We start from the raw sequence: 18,585 nt of genomic DNA, 5'->3' as shown, positions 1-18,585 counted from the left end.
GCTCACACACCGACGAGCGGGAGGGAATATGTCTGTGGTGACGGCATCCATGACGACGGGACTGCCGGAGGTCACCGACCCGGGCAAGGTGGCGCCCCGGGACGCGCGCGCTCTGTCAAAGCTCTTCTTCGACCGGCTCTCCGTCCTCCAGGAGGGCACGGCCGAGTACCAGTACGCGCGCAACACCCTCATCGAGATGAACATGCCGCTGGTGCGCTACGCCGCCGGACGGTTCCGCAACCGCGCCGATGAGATGGAGGACATCATCCAGGTCGGCACCATCGGCCTGATCAAGGCGATCGACCGGTTCGAGCTCTCCCGCGAGGTGGAGTTCCCCACCTTCGCCATCCCCTACATCATCGGCGAGATCAAGCGGTTCTTCCGGGACACCTCCTGGGCCGTGCACGTTCCCCGGCGCCTTCAGGAGGCCCGGGTGGAACTGGCGAAGACCACCGATGAGTTGCACAGCCGCCTGGGCCGCTCCCCCACCGTCGGCGAACTCGCCACGGCCATGCGGCTCAGCGAGGAGGAGGTCATCGAGGCCCGGGTGGCCGCCAACGGCTACACCTCGGCCTCCCTGGACGCCACCCCCGGCGGCGACGGGGAGCCGGCACTCGCCGATGTGATCGGCGAGGAGGACCCGGCCATGGAGCTCGTGGAGAACTTCCAGTCCCTGTCCCCGCTCATCGCCGGCCTGGGCGAACGCGACCGCCGGATACTGCACTTGCGCTTCGTCGAGGAGCTGACCCAGGCACAGATCGGCGAACACCTGGGGCTCTCCCAGATGCATGTCTCCCGGCTGCTTTCCCGCATCGTGGGCCGGCTGCGGCAGGAGATGCTGGCGGACTGCTCCTGAGCACCTCCGCCGCTCCGGCCCCTCCCCCCGCCGACGACGGCCGACTGCGCACCCTGGCCGAGGAGTTGCACCAGGCCACCCTGGGGCTCGCGGGCCCCGATCCTGTCGGCTACCGCCACCGGCGCCGGACCCGAGTGGGACCGGGCGCCGCTCCTGGCCTGACCTCGCAGTCCAGGTTGCGTCTGACGGACCTTGAGCCGCGCCATGGCGAACCAGCGCGCTGCGTCCGTGCCTGCGAGCGGCTGGTCAAGAGCCGTCAGAAAGGCCCTAGCTGCGCCGCCCGCATCCCGGGCAGAAGGCGGCCCCCTCCGGCAGCGGCGCCTGGCAGCCTGCGCAGGGGATCTGCTGGGCCAGTTGCTGACCGCAGCCCATACAGAACCGGCCGCCATGGGTCTCGGTGCGGCAGTGCGGGCAGACCAACTGCCGTGGGGTGCGTACGTCATGCTCCTGACCGCGCCGCTGCCCCTCGTCGTAGGCCCGCTGGGTCACCATGTCGTTGACGCCCCGCTGCTGGGCGGCCAGCATCTCGCCGGCGGTGTCGGGGGCGCAGGTGAAGCAGATGCCCTGCTGCGGGTGCCAGCAGCGGCCGCAGACATAACCGGCACACCGGGCACACCGGTTGAAGTGGCCCTGGGCGGCGCTGATGGCACGCTGGAAGGCCGCGTCCCGGGAGCTGCCCCAGCTCGAACCCGCCAGCCCGTCGGCGGCGGTGCTGATCTCCCCGGCCACCCGGCCCAGCAGCCCGGAGGCCGCGCCCACGCCCTTGTTCAGCCAGCCGGCCAGCCGGCCTCCCCGGTACGGCTCGAAGGCCGAGCGCCAGGTGTCGTAGCAGCGGGAGCAGGAGAACTCGAACTGGAAGCCCGCCGCCGTGCCATGCTGCTCGCACAGATCCCGGTAATTGTGGGCAAAGTAGATCTCGTTGCTCACCGCTCGCTCCCCCGATGTGGCCATGACTGCATCCCAGCCGGACGACGCCCATGCCGCTGGTCCGGTTCCGGTGCCGGAAGTGTCGCACATTCGCACGGAACCGGCGGACCTCATGGCCGGGCACGGCCAAGTCCCCCTCCCCGGCCCGGAGTCTGGCGATCGGCGTCACCCTCGCCGCCGGCTGGCTCACACGAGCCGGCCGAACGCACCGTGCCCCGGCATGGGCCGGCGGCCGGCAGGGCACTGACGGTCGGCTGGATCGGCCGTGGCGTGCTGTGGTGGAACGCCGCCCTGAACGCGGTCATCACCGTGCACAACACCGGACAGGTGACCGTCGACTGGATCGAGGAGGACGGCACCGCCACCCGCACCACGGCCCCCTTCCGCTCCCCCCACCGGCTACCGGCGCCGCGCCCAGGACATCGTGGCGACCCTGGCCGCGGAACGGCTCCGGCTCACCGCCCTGGCCGGCGAGAACCGCACCTGGCGCTGGCCCGACTGGGCCCGCTACTACCGCGACCACCCGGTCACCGGCGTGCCGGCACGTGCGCTGGACTGGGAGTACGAGCCGTCCGACGGCCTCGGATACCGCCCTCTGGACACCGGCGCCGCGAGGGAGTCGATACCTCCCACCGCCCGGGTCCGCCTGCGGCCCACGGCCACCGCCGGGCACTGACCGCGCGCGACGGTCGGCACCCGTCCGGTCGTCTTCGCCTGATCCGGATTCCCACGAAGACACCGGACGGGTTGCCGCCTGGGCCCTGCGTCGATCCTCGTGGCACCCAAGTGTCCAGTCAATCCTGGGGATTACTCACTTGACCCAAGGCATCGCTTGGGTCTTGCTGGGTCCTGTGACTCTCGATGATCTACGTGTGTTCATAGCCGTGTGCCGGGCCGGCAGCCTCAGCGCCGTGGCCCGGGACCTGACCTGCACCCAGTCGGCGGTGAGCCAGCATGTGAAGCGGCTGGAGCGGGAGACCGGCATCAGTCTGCTGGAGCGCCGGCCACGCGGTGTGGTGCCCACGGCGGCGGGCCGCATCCTCTACGAGGCCGCCGCCGACGGGCTCGCCGGGCTCGATCTGGCCCTGCGCCGCCTGGGCGATCTGGTCAACGGCGAAACCGGCTCGGTGCGCATCGCCACCGGCGGCACGACCGTACGGCACTTCATGGCCGAGGCGATCGTCGCCTTCCGCCGCCGATACCCCCGGGTGAGCCTGGAGTTCCGGACCGAGACCTCCGGTCGCCGATGCTTCGACGCCCTGCTCTGCGGCGAACTGGACCTGGCCTGGATCACCATCGGCGCCCCGGTCCGCGGCATCGGGCAGCGGCCCGTCGTCCGCCTGCCCTGGGTGCTCGCAGTACGGGCCGGCGACCCGCTCGCGGCCCGGTCACACATCGACGCCACGGAGCTCGCCGGAGTTCCGCTGGTCCGGCTGCCGCCCCACTCCGCCTCCGGCACCCAACTGGACGCCGCCCTCACCGAACTGGGTGTCCAAGCCGGTTCGGACACCAGCGTCGCCGACTGGGACACGGCCCTGCTCCTGGCCGAACTCGGCCTGGGACACGCGGTGGTGCCCGCCCTCCCGGGCCTGCCCGCCCCCGGCGACGGGCCGTTGCGCCTCGTCCCCGTCCCGGACCTGCCCCCGCTCTCCGTCGGCTGGGCCGTGCGCCGCTGGGACGCGCTCCCTCCGCTCGCCCGGGCCTTCGCCGAAACCGTCGCCGAAACGGTCGCCGGCGCGGTCGGGGACGGCCGCGCCGCCTCCCGGGACGGGCAGCACACCTGACGCCGGCTCCGTCTGCAAACAGCGCCCGCCGTCTTTCCGGAAGCGTCGGGCACACCCCCGCCCATTGATCGTTTTCGGCAGCGAAGCAATGCCCGGATCGGGTGAGCGGCCACCGAGGAGTGAATCGCACAGGCGCCGCCGGGGCGCCCGCCCCATGGTTCCGGGCCGGTTGACAGCCCCTCGAATTCCTGGCCGACACAGCGCCCCCGGCAGGCCGTGACCGGCTCCCTACGGGGGCCGTTTTCCCGATCACTCGTCCGATCCACCAGTCAACGAGGAGGGTTTATGCATCACCGCCAAGCCCGGCCGGCGAATGCCACGGAGGTGCGTTTGCGATTCGAACACGATCAGCGGGTCCGCTATCGGCCCCTGGTCCATGTGATGGTGCTGATGCACCGCGACGACGGCCGGGTCCTGCTGCTCCGCCGGACCGGAAAACCGTACGCCGCCGGGCTGCTCGCCCCGCCCGGCGGGCGTCTGGAGCGCGACGAGACCATGATGGGCGGTGCGCTGCGCGAGGTCGGCGCGGAGACCGGCGTCCGGATCGCCCCGCGGGACCTGGAGTTCTGCCATCTGCTCCACCACCGCGACCCGCGGGACGGCGAAGGCCGGCTGGGAGTGGTCTTCACCGCCCAGCGGTGGTCCGGCGAGCCCGCCAACCGCGAGCCGGACCGGTGCTCGGCCCTGGTGTGGGCCGACCCCGCCCGGCCACCGGCGGACTGTGTGCCGTACACCGCCGCCGTCCTGACCCAGTTCTGCGCCGGCGCGCTGGCCTCCGTCCACGGCTGGCCGGCGACGGGAGGCCGGGCGTGAGGAACGAGCACCAGGAAGGGTCCCCCTCGGAGCGACTCCTGTTCGGTGGACCGCTGTTGCATGACGCCCGGTGGGCCGAGCACAACAAGGCGTACTTCGAGATGTCCTTGTGGGCGATGGCCCGGCGGCTGCCCCGCCTGGTCGCCTTCACCGGCCGGCTGGCCTGGCGCGCCGACCGCCGCGCCCTGTGGACCGTCGGCGCCGGGGAGTTGATCCAGGGCACCAGCCAGGCCATCGGCCTGATGGCCGTCAACAGCATGCTGGCCACCGTACTGGCCGCCGGCACCATCGGGCACCGGGTGCAGTCGGCCGTCCCCGCCATGCTGGGCGTGGCCGTCACCGGCATCATCGGCGCCCTGGCGACCTCGGCCTCCACCTCCGGTACGGGCCGGCTGGAGCCAAAGGTCGAACGGGCCGCCACCGAGCTCTATCTGGACCGGGTGACCGGAGTGGAGCTGGCGGCGATCGAGGACACCGACTTCAACCGGCTGATGGACTCCGCGCAGTACGGCGCCGCGGCGGCCCGGCGCATGGTCAAGGTGTGCACCGGCGTCATCGGCTCCCTGGTGAGCTTTGTCGCCGCCGCCGGAGTCCTCACCGCGCTGCACCCGGTGCTGCTGCCCCTGCTGGTGCTGATGACCGTGCCCCGGTCCTGGGCGTCACTGCGCAACTCACGGGCCCGGTACGGAAGTTACCTGCGCTGGATGCAGCACTCACGGGCCGGCCGGCTGCTGAGCCAGACGCTGCTGCGCCCCGATCCCGCCCCTGAGATCCGGGTCCATGGCGTCGGCCCGTTCATCCTGCGCCACTTCCGGGAGATGTCGGAGGCCTCGGAGGCCGAGCAGTCGCGGCTGGCCGGCCAGGCGGCCCGGGTCCGGCTGGCCGCCTCCGCCCTGACCGGAGCGGCCGCCCTGCTGACCTACCTGTCGCTGGGGGTTCTCCTCTCCACCGGGGTGATGGCCCTGTCGGTGGCCGGCACCGCCGTCCTCGCGGTGCGCACCGGCGGGCAGAGCCTGTCCGCCCTGGTTCTCCAGGTCAACAGCCTTTCCGAGGAGGCGTGTTACGTCCAGGACCTCGAACGGCTGCTGGCCGACGCGGAGCGGTGGGCCATCCCGGAAGGCGGCCGCCCGGTCCCGGACGGACTGTCGCTGATCCGCTTCGACCGGGTCACCTTCGGCTACCCCGCCGATGAGGACCGGGCCGGTGAGGACCAGGACGTGGCGGCCCCGCGCCCGGCGCTGAAGTCGGTGACCCTGGACTTCCCGGTCGGGAAGGTGGTGGCCCTGGTGGGCGAGAACGGATCCGGCAAGACCACGGTCGCCAAGCTGCTCGCCGGCCTCTACCAGCCGGATGCCGGCCGCATCCTCTGGGACGGTGTGGACGCCCGCGAACTGGACCGCGCCCAGCTGTTCGCCCGCTTCGCCATGGTCGGCCAGGACTTCCACCGCTGGCCCTTCACCTGCCGGATGAATGTGGCCATCGGCCGCCCGGAACGCCCGGTCGACCAGCGGGCGTTGGAGGAGGCCGTCCGCCACGCGGGCGCCGGCGCGATGGTGGCCGGACTGCCCCGTGGCTGGGACACCCTGCTGTCCAAGGGATACCGGGGCGGGCACCAGCTCTCCGGCGGCCAGTGGCAGCGCCTGGGCATCGCCCGGGCCCGCTACCGCGACGCCGGCATCCTCATCGTCGACGAGCCCACCTCGGCCCTGGACGCCAGGGCCGAGCAGGAGGTGTTCGAGCAGATCCGCGAGCTCGCCGACGGCGGCCGGACCGTCGTCCTGATCACCCACCGGCTCGCCTCGGTCCGGTACGCGGATCTCATCCACGTCCTGGAGAAAGGGGAGTTGCGGGAGAGCGGCTCCTTCGAGGAGCTGCTGGACACCTCGCCGGCCGGCGTGTTCCGCGAACTGTACGAGGTGCAGGCCCGCCAGTTCCGGCCCGCGGCACTGCCCGGGCAGCGGCGCCCGGCCGCGCCGGCGCACCCGGGCATGGAGCGGTGACCGGCGCCCCGGCGCGGCAGCGCGGCCGGTGACGGCACGGGCTGCCCGCCGGGGCGCTCGCCGGCCGTGAGCCATGGGGGTGGACCTCCGAGGAGCGCCCCGCGTGGGGCTCCCCGCCCTCCCCTGGTGTGCCTGATAGGCAGTCGCGGGTGACCAAGGACGCGCCCACCCGGCGAACACACGACGACGGCCACGATGCCCGTGAATCCGGCCGGCCGTTCGTCGTGGCCGCCTATGCCTTCGCCGTGGTGATGTGCGGCACCACCCTGCCCACTCCGCTGTACGGGCTGTACCAGCGGCAGTTGGGCTTCTCCGCGCTGATGGTGACGGTGATCTTCGCCGTCTATGCCTTTGGGGTCATCGCGGTGCTTCTGCTGCTGGGACAGCTGTCGGACACCGTCGGCCGGCGGCCGGTGCTGTTCGCCGGGCTGGTGGCGTCCGCGCTCAGCGCCCTGTGCTTCCTCTTCGCACGGGGACTGCCCGAGCTGTTCGCGGGCCGGGTGCTGTCGGGGCTGTCCGCCGGGCTGTTCACGGGGACCGCCACCGCCGCCGTGGTGGAGCTGGCGCCCCGGCGGTGGGCCGGCGCCGCCGCGCTGACCGCCACCGCCGCCAACATGGGCGGGCTGGGCGGCGGGCCGCTGCTCGCGGGCCTGCTGGCGCAGTACGGGCCGGATCCGCTCCATTGGGTGTTCCTGGTGGATCTCATGCTGGTGGCGGTGGCCATGGCGGGCCTGCTGACGGTCCCGGAGACGGTACGGGCCCAACGCGGCGTCCCGCCGCGCCCCCGGCGGCTGCGGGTCCCTCGCTCCGTACGCCCCGCCTTTGTCCCGGCGGCCATGGCCGGCTTCGCGGGCTTCGCCACGCTGGGGTTGTTCACCTCGGTGGCGCCCAGCTTTCTGAGCCAGGTGGTGGGAGTGAGCGGCCCGGCGGTTTCCGGCTGTGTGGTCTGCGCCGTGTTCGCGGCCTCGACGGCGGGGCAGCTGCTGATGGGGCGGAGCGGTGTGCACCGGGCACTGTCCTGGGGGTGCGTGGTGCTGGTGGCGGGCATGGCGGTCATCTTCTGCTCATTGCTCGTGTCCTCGCTGCCGTTGTTGGTGCTGGGGGCGGTGACGGCGGGCATGGGGCAGGGCCTGTCGTTCCGGGCCGGTGTCACGGTGGTGGGCGAGCGGAGTCCGGCCGGGCGGCGGGCGGAGGTCAACTCGGCGCTGTTTGTGGTGTTCTATGTGGCCCTCTCGCTTCCCGTGATCGGGGTGGGGGCGATGGCCGTCACCCTGGGGCTTCGCCAGTCCGGCCTGGTCTTCACCGGGTGCGTCGCCCTGCTGGCGGCCGCCACCGCGGTGCTGCCGGCGCTGCGGCCGGTGGAGCGGGGCGGGTCGTAGGGCCCTGCCGGTGCCCGTAAGGGGCTGCTCGACCAGCCGTCGACGGCCCGCACCGAAGGGTGACGGGGACGCCCCCGGCCCGGCGGCCCGGCGCCCGCCGATCAGCCCCGGCCGGCCCGGTTCCGCCCCGGCCCCGCCCGCCCGGCCGATAGGCTGATCGACTGTGACCACCAGCGATGCGGGTGACGGACCTCCCCCGCCTGCCGGCCTCCCCGGCCTTCGATCGGCTCTCGACGAGAACCTCGAACGGCTGGGCGAGAGGCTGGCCGAGTTCGCCCGGGCCCAGGAGCGGATGCACGGGCTGCTGGAGGCGATACTCGCCATCAGCGGGGAGCTGGAACTGCCCGTCGTGCTGCGCCGCATCGTCAGCACCGCCATGGATCTCGCCAACGCCCGTTATGGGGCGCTGGGCGTACTGGACGAAGAGGGCTCGGAGCTGGCCGAGTTCATCCCGGTGGGACTGAGCGAGGAGGAGCGGGAGCGGCTGGCGGGCGTGGCCCTGCCCCATGGTGAGGGTCTGCTGGGCCAGCTGATCACCGATCCCCGCCCGCTGCGAACCGATGACATCCCCGGCCATCCCCAGGCCGCCGGTTTTCCCCCGGGGCACCCGCCGATGCGCACCCTGCTCGGGGTGGCCATCTCGGTGCGCGGCAAGATCTACGGGAACCTCTACCTCACGGACCGCCAGGACGGCAAGCCCTTCGACCAGGACGACGAGGCGGTGGTGATCGCCCTGGCCGGCGCGGCGGGCGTGGCCATCGAGAACGCCCGGCTGTACGGCCAACTGCGCGCCGGAGCCGAGCAGTTCCAGCGCCTGCTGCTGCCCCGGCTGCCGGATCTGACCCCGTTCTCCGCCTGGGCGATGTACCAACCGGCCGCCGATCCACGGCTGTTGGGCGGCGACTGGTACGACGCCCTGCTGCTGCCCGACGGCACCGTGGTGCTGATCGTGGGCGATGTGGTGGGCCATGACGTACGGGCGGCCGCCGCCATGGCACAGATCCGCAATATGCTGCGCGCCCTGGCCTTCGACTCCGCTGCCCCGCCGGGCGAACTGCTGTCTCGGCTGGACCGCGCGCTGGCCGCCTTCGGCGACCCCACCATGGCGACCGTCTGCCTGGCCCGGATCCAGCCCGCCGCCGACGGCTGGTCGCTGTGGTGGAGCAGCGCCGGCCATCCGGCACCGTTGGTGGTGACCGCGGACGGCCGCACCGTCCGGCCCGATGAGGAAGCGGGCGTCCCGCTGGGAGTCGATCCCTCGCTGCCCCGCCAGGACCACTGCTGCCCGCTGCCGCCCGGGGCCACGGTGCTGATGTTCACCGACGGCCTGGTCGAACGCCCGGACCTGGACCCCGAAGTGGCCGTGGACCAGGTGGCGCGGGCGGCCGCGGCCCATGCGGACCGGGATCCGGAGCCCCTGGGCCGGGCCGTGGTGGCGGCCCGGCCGAGCGATGACCACGACGACATGGCGCTGCTGGTGGTGCGCGTGCCCGGGGTGGACTAGCCGGCCGGCTCCGCCGGTCTCCGGTGCCAGGGCCCGGGTGTCGCACAGCAGGCGCGGGACGGGGGCACCCCCTTCGTCCGCCGCCGAAGCGCCGTCAGCTCCTTTGGCTTTATCACATGGCTCGCGGCCGTACGCGGACGGTTCGGCACCCCCGGAAAACGGGCATAAGTCCGGCGGAGAGCGCCGTATCCGGCCGGGCTCCTGCCGGCGGTGACCTCTCATGGGTCCAACCGGCGGCGGTTCAGTGGGCGTTGGACCGGTTGGACGGTGATGAGCCGAGTCCCCTGCCCCCACGCTCAACCGCGAAGGGCGTCACGTATCCACACCGGCCGGCCCCGCCCCCGGAGGCACTCATGAAGCCCGACCACACCCGCTCCTGTGACCGGTGGCAGCATCGGCTCCGGCTGTGCCTGTGTGTGCTGCTGCTCGGGGCCTTGGCGACGGTCGCCCCGCTGGCGGGGTGCGGCACCTATCAGTCACGGCTGCACACCGTGCACAGCCAGGCCGCGCACCGCCACCGGGTCACCGCCCGGCTCGCCGCCGACGTTCCCGAGGCGCCCGGGGACGGCCCGCACTGGGCGCCGGTGCGCTGGACCGACCGCCGCGGTGCCGAGCGTTCCACGATCGCCGAGGTCCCGGACGGCGCGGCCCGGGGCGATCCGGTGACCGTATGGGTGGACCACACCGGACAGGCGGCCAGGCCGCCGATGAGCCCGCGCAAGGCGCTCGCGGCCGGCTGGACCGCCGGGGTGGTGTGCGCGGGCGGCCTGGTGCTGGCCTTCGGCGCCTGCTGGGCGGGGCTGAACGCCGGCTTCGACCGGGTGCGCTATGCGCGCTGGGCCCGGGAATGGCAGACCGTGGAACCCAAGTGGTCGCGGGAACTGCTGAGTTGAGGGCGGCGACGGTGCCCGGTGTCCTGAGGGGCGCTCAGGCGTGCACGCCGGACCGGCCCGTCTCACCCGCCGGAAGTCCTCGACCAGCTTGCTGATCGAGACGTTCATCACCGAGGTGTCCAGCACCATCAGGAACTGGGCCGTCCCCAGGACGGCCAGGGCCCGCCCTCGCTTCACCGGCCGTACCTCTCCCCGTTCGACTGCGCCTGTCTATGATCGGGGGCGCGCCCGGCCGGACCGAGGGAGACACCATGCACATTGCCGACAGCCACGATGTGATCCGTGTGCACGGGGCGCGCGAGAACAACCTCAAGGACGTCAGCATCGAGCTTCCCAAGCGCCGGCTGACGGTGTTCACCGGTGTTTCCGGCTCGGGCAAGAGCTCGCTGGTGTTCGACACCATCGCGGCCGAGTCACAGCGGCTGATCAACGAGACCTACAGCGCGTTCGTCCAGGGCTTTATGCCGGCACTGGCCCGGCCCGAGGTCGATGTCCTCGAAGGGCTGACCACCGCGATCATCGTCGACCAGCAGCGGATGGGCGCCGACCCCCGCTCCACGGTCGGCACCGCCACCGACGCCAACGCGATGCTGCGCATCCTCTTCAGCCGGCTCGGGCAGCCGCATATCGGCCCGCCCGGCGCGTTCGCCTTCAATGTCCCCTCGGTCCGGGCCAGCGGTGCGATCACGGTGGAGCGGGGTGCCCAGAAGGCGGTGAAGACCACCTTCACCCGCACCGGTGGCATGTGCCCGAGCTGCGAGGGCCGGGGCACGGTCTCCGATCTCGACCTCGCCCAGCTCTTCGACGACACCAAGTCGCTCTCCGAGGGCGCCATCACCGTCCCCGGCTACAAGGCGGGCGGCTGGAACTACCGGCTCTACAGCGAGTCGGGCTTCTTCTCCCCGGACAAGCCGGTCCGGGAGTTCACCAAGCGGGAACTGGAGGACTTCCTGCACCGCGAGCCGACCAGGATGAAGATCGCGGGCATCAATATGACCTATGAGGGTCTGATCCCGAGGATCCGGAAGTCGATGCTCGCCAAGGACCGTGAGGCGATGCAGCCGCATATCCGGGAGTTTGTGGACCGGGCGGTCACCTTCGCCACCTGCCCCGAGTGCCAGGGCACCCGGCTGAGCGAGGCGGCCCGCTCCTCGCGGATCGGCGGGATCAGCATCGCCGACGCCTGTGCGATGCAGATCAGCGACCTGGCCGCCTGGGTAAGCGGCCTGGACGAGCCCTCGGTGGCGCCGCTGCTCGGCAAGCTGCACCACTCCCTGGAGTCATTTGTGGAGATCGGCCTGGGCTATCTCTCGCTCGACCGGCCGGCGGGCACGCTGTCCGGCGGCGAGGCCCAGCGCGTCAAGATGGTCCGTCACCTGGGTTCGCCGCTCACCGACGCCACCTATGTCTTCGACGAACCCACCACGGGCCTGCACCCGCATGACATCCAGCGGATGAACGGCCTGCTGCTGCGGCTGCGGGACAAGGGCAACACGGTGCTGGTCGTGGAGCACAAGCCGGAGACGATCGCGATCGCCGACCATGTGGTCGACCTCGGCCCGGGGGCCGGTGCGGCGGGCGGCACCGTCTGCTTCGAAGGCACCGTCGAGGGGCTCCGGGCGGGTGGCACCCTCACCGGCCGCCACTTCGACGACCGGGCCGCTGTCAAGGAGACGGTGCGCACCCCCACCGGCATGCTGGAGATCCGTGGCGCGCGGACGCACAACCTGCGCGAGGTGGATGTGGACATCCCGCTCGGGGTGCTGACCGTGGTCACCGGTGTCGCCGGTTCCGGCAAGAGCTCGCTGGTCCATGGGTCGATTCCGGCCGACGCAGGGGTGGTGTCGGTCGGCCAGGGCGTGATCCGAGGCTCGCGGCGGAGCAACCCGGCGACCTACACCGGGCTGCTCGATCCGATCCGCAAGGCGTTCGCCAAGGCCAGTGGCGTCAAGCCGGCGTTGTTCAGCGCCAACTCCGAGGGCGCCTGCCCCAGTTGCCATGGCATTGGCGTCATCTACACCGACCTGGCGATGATGGCCGGCGTGGCCACCCCTTGTGAGGATTGCGAGGGCAAGCGGTTCCAGGCGTCGGTCCTGGAGAACCGCCTTGGCGGGCGCGATATCAGCGAGGTGCTGGCGATGCCGGTGGCCGAGGCGGCGGAGTTCTTCGGCGCCGGTGAGGCACGCACACCGGCCGCGCACCGTATCCTCGCCCGGCTCTCCGATGTCGGGCTGGGCTATCTGACTCTGGGTCAGCCACTCACCACACTGTCCGGCGGCGAGCGGCAACGGCTCAAGCTGGCCACCCATATGGCCGAGAAGGGCGGCGTCTACGTCCTCGACGAGCCGACCGCCGGCCTGCATCTCGCCGATGTCGAGCAGTTGCTGGGCCTGCTCGACCGGCTGGTGGACTCCGGCAAGTCGGTCATTGTCGTCGAGCACCACCAGGCGGTCATGGCCCACGCCGACTGGATCATCGACCTCGGCCCCGGCGCCGGCCACGATGGCGGCCGGGTCGTTTTCGAGGGCACCCCCGCCGATCTGGCCGCCGCGCGCTCCACGCTCACCGGGGAGCATCTCGCGGCTTATGTGGGCGGCTGACGGCCTTCGTTCAGGCGCGGGTCGGGCGGCCCACAAGGGGCGCGGGGAACTGCGCGACCAGCCACGGGCGGCCCGCGCCTGAAACGCGACAGCCCCCGCTGATCACCCCACCGCGACCCCCGCGACAAAGGATTCCAGCTCCGCGGCGGCCGCGACCGGCGCCTCCAGGGGCAGCAGATGGCCGCTGCCCGGGATCACGGTCAGCCGCGCCTGCGGGATATGGGGCAGCAGGCAGCGGCGCAGCACCTCCGGTGGTTCCACCCGGTCGTGCTCGCCCGCCAGCACCAGCACGGGGACCGCGATCGCCGCGGCGGCGTCCGTGATGTCGGCCGCGATGCCCCGCATCGGCCACTCGGCGCGTACCGCGTCATCCGCGGCCGCCAGGCTGTCGCGCACCACGGCGCGCCGGGCGGCCGGGGCCAACGGGCAGGCGGTCAGGGCGTGTTGGAGTGCCTGCTCTACGGTCTCCGCTGAGTCATAGGCGTGTCCCAGGGCCTGCCGGTACTCGGTGGTCACGGTGGCGGGCGGCCGCGGCGGCGCCGGGGCGAGCAGAACGAGTCCGGCCAGGCCGGCGGGGCGCCGGGCCGCGACGAGCTGGCTCACCTTGCCGCCCATGGAGTGGCCGGCCAGGACATACCGGTCGAGCCCCAGGCCGGCGATCATGTCGAGGAGATCGTCGGCCAGTTGGCCGAGGTGGTACGGGCCGGGCAGCGCCCGTGACGCGTTCCAGCCGCGCTGGTCGAAGCAGACCGTGTCGCGATCGGCGGGGAGTTCCGCGACCACCGCGTCCCAGGTGCGCGCCGAGCCGCCCCAGTAGTGCACCAACACCAGCGTCGGCCCGCGCCGTCCCCGTCTGTGGGCGCCAAGTGTTCCTCCGGTGACGGGTACGCGGTGGGTGCTGGTGATTTCCGGCGTGGGCACAACGGTCTCCCCGGGGTGGGTTCATGGCTGGATACCCGAGAGGTTACGGTCGTCTCCCCTGAGGAATCCCGGTCGAAAGGCGCGAAGTTCTTGTGGAAACCGGTCAGTTCCCCGGCGTCCGGCAGCTGCGTTACGCCCCCGCCCCCGGCGGGGAGTCCGGGGTCGAGGTGCTTGATTTCGCACGGTTGCGGGACATGGACCCGGCCGGCCGGCGAACGCGGCTCCAGCGTCCGGACTTCCATGTGCTGGCTCTGATCGCATCAGGCAGCGGACGGCACTCGGCGGACTTCGTCGACTACCCGTTGCGGGAGCGGACCGTGGTCTGGATCCGTCCGGGCGTGGTGCACCGCTGGGCCGATGCCGAGGAACTGGACGGATTCCTGGTGCTGTTCGCACCGGGCTTCCTGTCCGCCCCCGGCCCGGCCGCGGACGCCGCGGCGGATGTCTTCGGCCCGGTCTGCTGGGAGTCGGCCGAGGAGGTCTGGCCCCTGTGTCTGGGTGCCGTGGAGCATCTGGGCCGGGAGTACGCGGCCGGGGTGTCGGCCCCGTCGCCGGCCTCGGCCCCGCTGCTCGCCCACCTGCTGGCGGCGCTGGTGCTGCGGGTGCTGCCGCCGTCCGGCCCGGCCCGGCCGGCCGGGTGCGCACCGGAGGAGCATGCGGTGTTCCGCCGCTACCGGGCGGCGGTGGAGGAGCACTTCGCCACGCGGCACCAGGTCGCGGACTATGCCTCCGCCCTCGGCTACGGCCGGCGCACCCTGACCCGGGCCACCCGGGCGGCCACCGGGCTGGGTGCCAAGCAATTCCTCGACCAGCGGATCCTGTTGGAGGCCCAACGGCTGCTCGCCCACACCGGGCTGCCGGTCGCACGGTGCGCGGAGCGGCTGGGCTTCCCGGACGCGGCGAACTTCACCACCTTCTTCCAACGGCAGACCGGGGTACCGCCCAGCCGCTGGCGCGCCGGGCACGGCAGGGCGGAGGTGCGGTTGCCTTCTTCGCGAACTGGCCGGCCGTGAAAGGACGTTGCCGATCGCCTCGGCTGCGGTACTGGCGGCATGGGCCCGTGTGGCGCCGCCAAGACCGCCGGAGACGCCCGCGGTTGGGCAGGAGACGGGCCGGCAGGTCCGCCACGACCGGCCGTCATGGGGTGCCGAGAGGACGATCGACGACTGTGGCTCGTACCCCTTTGTACCTGGACGACTTGGTCGAGCACTGGACGCTGTTGAAGGACGGGCAGGGGCTCGTGTCCGGCAAGCGCGGTGCGTATGAGTGGAGCGGTCGGACGGTCGAGCACCACCGTGCGCAAATCCGCGGGCACCTGGGCTTCCGTGAGCGCAGTGTCGCGGACGCGGACAAGCCGGCGGCCTGGCCCGTTGTTGTGCGGAGTGCATCGAGCCGCCCACCCCGGGGCGGTGCGACCCGATCGTGGGGGCGGCGCTGCGGGCCGCCGAGGAGACGCTGAGCCCGGATGCCGAGCCGTCCGCCGCGTCGGTTGAGGAACAGCGCAGGGCTGTCTGCGCCGGGCCAGGAGGCGCGTTCGGTCCGCGCGGGATGCCTCGCCCTCGCCGGACCGGACGATGACCTTTCCCTTGCGCGCGGACAAGGGGACTGAGTCCGAGCCGGGTGAAGAAACATATGCCGGCGATATGCCGTGCTGCTTAGGCTCCGGGTATGCGCGTGTTGATCGTGGAGGACGAGCCCTACCTGGCCGAAGCCGTCCGGGACGGTCTCCGGCTGGAAGCGATCGCCGCCGACATCGCCGGCGACGGCAACTCCGCTCTGGAACTGCTCAGCGTCAACTCCTACGACCTCGCGGTCCTCGACCGCGACATCCCCGGCCCCTCCGGCGACGAGATCGCCCGGCGAATCGTCGCCTCCGGCAGCGGCATCCCGATCCTTATGCTCACCGCTGCCGACCGGATCGACGACAAGGCGTCCGGGTTCGAGCTCGGCGCCGATGACTACCTCACCAAACCGTTCGAGCTCCGGGAGCTCGTCATGCGGCTGCGGGCGCTGGACCGCAGACGCGCCCACGCCCGACCACCGGTCAGCGAGATCGCGGGCCTGCGGCTGGACCCCTTCCGCCGGGAGGTCTTCCGCGACGGACGCTATATCGCGCTCACCCGGAAGCAGTTCGCCGTGCTCGAAGTCCTCGTCGTCGCCGGAGGCGGTGTCGTCAGCGCCGAAGAACTCTTGGAGCGGGCCTGGGACGCCAACGCCGACCCCTTCACCAATGCCGTCCGCATCACCGTCTCCGCCCTGCGCAAACGACTCGGCGAACCATGGCTCATCAGCCACGGTGCCCGGCGTCGGCTACCGAATCGACACCGGCAGCACTCATGAATAGGCGCCCAGGGCTCAGCGCCCGCCTGAAACTCACCGTCAGCTACGCCGGATTCCTCCTCATCGCCGGCACTCTCCTGCTGGCCGTGGTGTGGGGGTTCCTGCTGCGCTATGTACCCGACAGCCCCCAGGGCCTTCTCGGGGTCGCACCCAACCGCTACGTCCTCCTGCGCATGTTCGCCCCCGCCGCGGCCATAGCACTGGCCTTCCTGCTGGCGTTCGGCCTCCTGGGAGGATGGATCCTCGCCGGCCGGATGCTCGCACCACTCACACGGATCGCGGACGCGGCACGGATGGCCGCGAACGGATCACTGTCCCACCGGGTCCGCATGCAAGGTCCCCAAGATGAATTCCGCGAACTCGCCGACGCGTTCGACATCATGCTCGAACAACTCGAATCCCACGTCAGCGAACAGCGACGATTCGCCGCGAACGCCTCCCACGAACTGCGCACCCCGCTGGCGATCTCGAAGACCCTCCTCGACCTCGCCCGCAACGACCCCACACGGGATCAGGGCGAACTCATCGAACGCCTCCACACCGTCAACACGCGGGCGATCGACCTCACCGAGGCCCTCCTGCTGCTCGGCCGCGCCGACCGCAAGGGCTTCACCCGCGAGCCCGTCGACCTGTCCCTCATCGCCGAAGAAGCCGGCGAAACGCTGCTTCCCCTCGCCGAAAAGCGCCGGATCACGCTCGATGTCACCGGCGAGAAGGCACAGACCCTCGGCTCCGCGGCGCTCATGCTGCGGATGGTGACCAACCTCGTCCAGAACGCCGTCGTCCACAACCTCCCCTCCGGCGGCACCGTAACGGTGCACACCGAATCGCAGTACGACGCGAGCGTGCTGCGGGTCGAGAACACCGGCCATCGGGTCCCGGCGGAACTCCTACCGACCCTCACCGAACCCTTCCAACGTGGAACAGAACGCACACGCACCGACGAACATGCCGGGGTCGGCCTCGGGCTGGCCATCGTGCACAGCATCGTCCGGGCACACGACGGGACCATCGACCTCGCACCCCGCCCCACCGGCGGTCTCCTTGTCACGATTCGACTCCCCGGCACGCCACAGGCATCGTCCCCGAGCGGGGCCCACTAGGCCGGCGGCAGGACCATCGCACTGCCGGCCTGCGCCAGTTCCTTGAGCCGGGGATCCGGTGTATCGCGGGCGTATCGAAAATCGCATACGCCACCGCAGCAGTCTCCCGTCTTCAGTGGAGGCACGGGGACCACATGGGTGGTGATCAGTTGCCGATAGCGGTCGCCGGCAGACCTGCAACGGTCGATCTATCGATCAGGAAAGGACCGTGATCATGGACGCGGATTCCATACGTGGCATCAATCGGCGGCGGCTGCTCGGGTGGAGCGGTTTGGCGGCCGCCGGCGTGCTGGCGGCCGGCGCGCCGCTGGTGGGCGCCCGACCCGGCCACGCCGACCCGGCCCCGACCGACTCCGACATCCCACCGGCCACCCGTCCCGGCGGAGCCTACGACCAGTACGTGGCGAAGCTGGCCGCCGAGGGGAAGTTCTCCGGCGTGGTGCTGCTGTCGCACCGGGGCCGGACGGTGCTGTCCCGCAGCTACGGCATGGCCGACAGGGAGAAGGGGATCCGCAATCACGAAGGCATCGCGTTCAGCCTCGGCTCGGCGGGCAAGCCGTTCGGCGCGGTGGCCATCTTGCAGCTGGCACAGCAGGGCAAGCTGAGCCTGTCGGACACGGTGGGCACCCATCTGAAGGGCTTCGCCAAGGACATCGCCGAGCAGGTGACCATCCATCACCTGCTCTCCGGCGCCTCCGGGCTGGACACCCCGGATGAGGACGTGCAACGCATCTTCCGGAGCCGGGAGGAGGTGCACGAGTATTACGAGCAGTGGGCCCGGCAGTCGAAGGTGGTGGCCCCGCCCGGCACTCCCACCGGCCACTCCGGCGCCGATATCGCCATCCCCGCGTTGATCGTGGAGGCCGTGAGCGGCAAGACGTACTGGGACTACGTGCAGGAGAACATCTTCGGGCGCTGCGGCATGACCGGCTCGGCGTTCCGCACCAGGCCGCAGTGGCTCACCGACGAGCACATCGCGCGCCCGTATATGACGCTGGCCGACGGCAGCCAGGTGGACGCGGTCCGCAATCTGGACAAGGGCAGCCCGGACCCGGACGTACTCGGCAAGAATCCGGGCCGCAGCTTTATCGATGCCCCCGGGGACGGCGGCTTCGCCACCGCGCCGGATCTGGTCCGGTTCGCGCGCGCGTTGGGCGACGGCACGGTGCTGGACCGGCCCTGGGCCGAGTTGCTCACCGGGGCCAAGATCCCCCACAGCGGTTCGTCGTTCGGGGCCTACGACATGCCGGTCCGTATCGTCAACGGCCAGTGGGTGTTCGGGCGCGGCGGTCGCAATCCCGGTGTCAGCGCCAACTGGAACGTCTACCCGTACACCGGCTGGGTCGGCGTAGTCCTCGGCAACTGCGACGGTCTGTCGCTGCAGGAGATCACCGGGCGGGAGTTGCAGGCCATCACCGGGGCTTCGCCCGGCGAGGGAGGTGGTGGCTGAAACGGCCCGGCGAGG

Annotated in this window: 13 protein-coding genes and 2 pseudogenes; 13 read left to right on the top strand and 2 right to left on the bottom strand. The window is 71.7% G+C overall.

Features of this window, described 5'->3' with window-relative positions:
- Positions 1–49 precede the first annotated feature (49 nt).
- Positions 50–856 (top strand): RNA polymerase sigma factor SigF, encoded by an 807-nt coding sequence (locus tag ACIHFE_RS19565; RefSeq protein WP_400108191.1) that lies wholly within the window; start codon positions 50–52, stop codon positions 854–856.
- A 267-nt stretch (positions 857–1,123) separates the two neighbouring features.
- Here ACIHFE_RS19565 and ACIHFE_RS19560 read toward each other — a convergent pair whose 3' ends face one another.
- Positions 1,124–1,783: a zinc ribbon domain-containing protein gene (locus ACIHFE_RS19560; protein WP_400108189.1), complete on the bottom strand. Its 660-nt coding sequence runs from the start codon at positions 1,781–1,783 to the stop codon at positions 1,124–1,126.
- A gap of 406 nt (positions 1,784–2,189) precedes the next feature.
- Between ACIHFE_RS19560 and ACIHFE_RS19555 the strand changes: the two are divergent.
- The 8 genes and pseudogenes from ACIHFE_RS19555 to ACIHFE_RS19520 all read left to right on the top strand — a co-directional run.
- Positions 2,190–2,459, top strand: a pseudogene (locus tag ACIHFE_RS19555) (hypothetical protein); the annotation flags it as partial.
- Between the two features lie 175 nt (positions 2,460–2,634).
- Positions 2,635–3,567 carry a LysR family transcriptional regulator gene (locus ACIHFE_RS19550; protein ID WP_400108187.1) on the top strand — a complete coding sequence of 311 codons (933 nt, stop codon included), beginning with the start codon at positions 2,635–2,637 and terminating at the stop codon, positions 3,565–3,567.
- A 330-nt stretch (positions 3,568–3,897) separates the two neighbouring features.
- On the top strand, positions 3,898–4,380 hold the full coding sequence (locus ACIHFE_RS19545) for an NUDIX domain-containing protein (protein WP_400108185.1): 483 nt from the start codon (positions 3,898–3,900) through the stop codon (positions 4,378–4,380).
- Positions 4,377–6,380: an ABC transporter ATP-binding protein gene (locus ACIHFE_RS19540; protein ID WP_400108183.1), complete on the top strand. Its 2,004-nt coding sequence runs from the start codon at positions 4,377–4,379 to the stop codon at positions 6,378–6,380. Before ACIHFE_RS19545 ends, ACIHFE_RS19540 begins: the two co-directional genes overlap by 4 nt.
- A 224-nt stretch (positions 6,381–6,604) precedes the next feature.
- Positions 6,605–7,759 carry an MFS transporter gene (locus tag ACIHFE_RS19535; RefSeq protein WP_400108782.1) on the top strand — a complete coding sequence of 385 codons (1,155 nt, stop codon included), beginning with the start codon at positions 6,605–6,607 and terminating at the stop codon, positions 7,757–7,759.
- 163 nt (positions 7,760–7,922) lie between these two features.
- Entirely contained in the window at positions 7,923–9,263 is a 1,341-nt protein-coding gene (locus tag ACIHFE_RS19530; RefSeq protein WP_400108181.1) for a PP2C family protein-serine/threonine phosphatase, read from the top strand.
- Positions 9,264–9,616: 353 nt separating this feature from the next.
- A complete protein-coding gene (locus ACIHFE_RS19525) occupies positions 9,617–10,156 on the top strand; it encodes a hypothetical protein (protein WP_400108792.1) in 540 nt (179 codons plus the stop codon).
- Between the two features lie 251 nt (positions 10,157–10,407).
- The gene (locus ACIHFE_RS19520; protein ID WP_400108179.1) at positions 10,408–12,756 is read left to right on the top strand and encodes an ATP-binding cassette domain-containing protein; all 2,349 of its coding nucleotides are present in this window, start codon (positions 10,408–10,410) and stop codon (positions 12,754–12,756) included.
- Between the two features lie 102 nt (positions 12,757–12,858).
- On the opposite strand, the gene ACIHFE_RS19515 is transcribed toward ACIHFE_RS19520, so the two are convergent.
- Entirely contained in the window at positions 12,859–13,662 is an 804-nt protein-coding gene (locus ACIHFE_RS19515) for an alpha/beta fold hydrolase (protein ID WP_400108781.1), read from the bottom strand.
- A 107-nt stretch (positions 13,663–13,769) separates the two neighbouring features.
- Between ACIHFE_RS19515 and ACIHFE_RS19510 the strand changes: the two genes are divergently transcribed.
- From ACIHFE_RS19510 to ACIHFE_RS19495, 4 genes and pseudogenes are all read left to right on the top strand, one after another.
- On the top strand, positions 13,770–14,690 hold the full coding sequence (locus ACIHFE_RS19510) for a helix-turn-helix domain-containing protein (RefSeq protein WP_400108178.1): 921 nt from the start codon (positions 13,770–13,772) through the stop codon (positions 14,688–14,690).
- 655 nt (positions 14,691–15,345) lie between these two features.
- Positions 15,346–16,021 (top strand): annotated as a pseudogene (locus ACIHFE_RS19505) (response regulator transcription factor).
- Positions 16,014–17,120 (top strand): sensor histidine kinase, encoded by a 1,107-nt coding sequence (locus ACIHFE_RS19500; RefSeq protein ID WP_400108176.1) that lies wholly within the window; start codon positions 16,014–16,016, stop codon positions 17,118–17,120. The pseudogene ACIHFE_RS19505 and the gene ACIHFE_RS19500 overlap by 8 nt, the downstream one beginning before the upstream one ends.
- A 214-nt stretch (positions 17,121–17,334) precedes the next feature.
- A complete protein-coding gene (locus ACIHFE_RS19495) occupies positions 17,335–18,570 on the top strand; it encodes a serine hydrolase domain-containing protein (RefSeq protein WP_400108174.1) in 1,236 nt (411 codons plus the stop codon).
- Positions 18,571–18,585: the final 15 nt, after the last annotated feature.

The organism is Streptomyces sp. NPDC052396 (assembly GCF_044593195.1).
Taxonomy (GTDB): domain Bacteria; phylum Actinomycetota; class Actinomycetes; order Streptomycetales; family Streptomycetaceae; genus Streptomyces.
The sequence above is the reverse complement of the archived record's forward strand: the minus strand, read 5'-3'. Positions and strand labels throughout refer to the sequence as shown.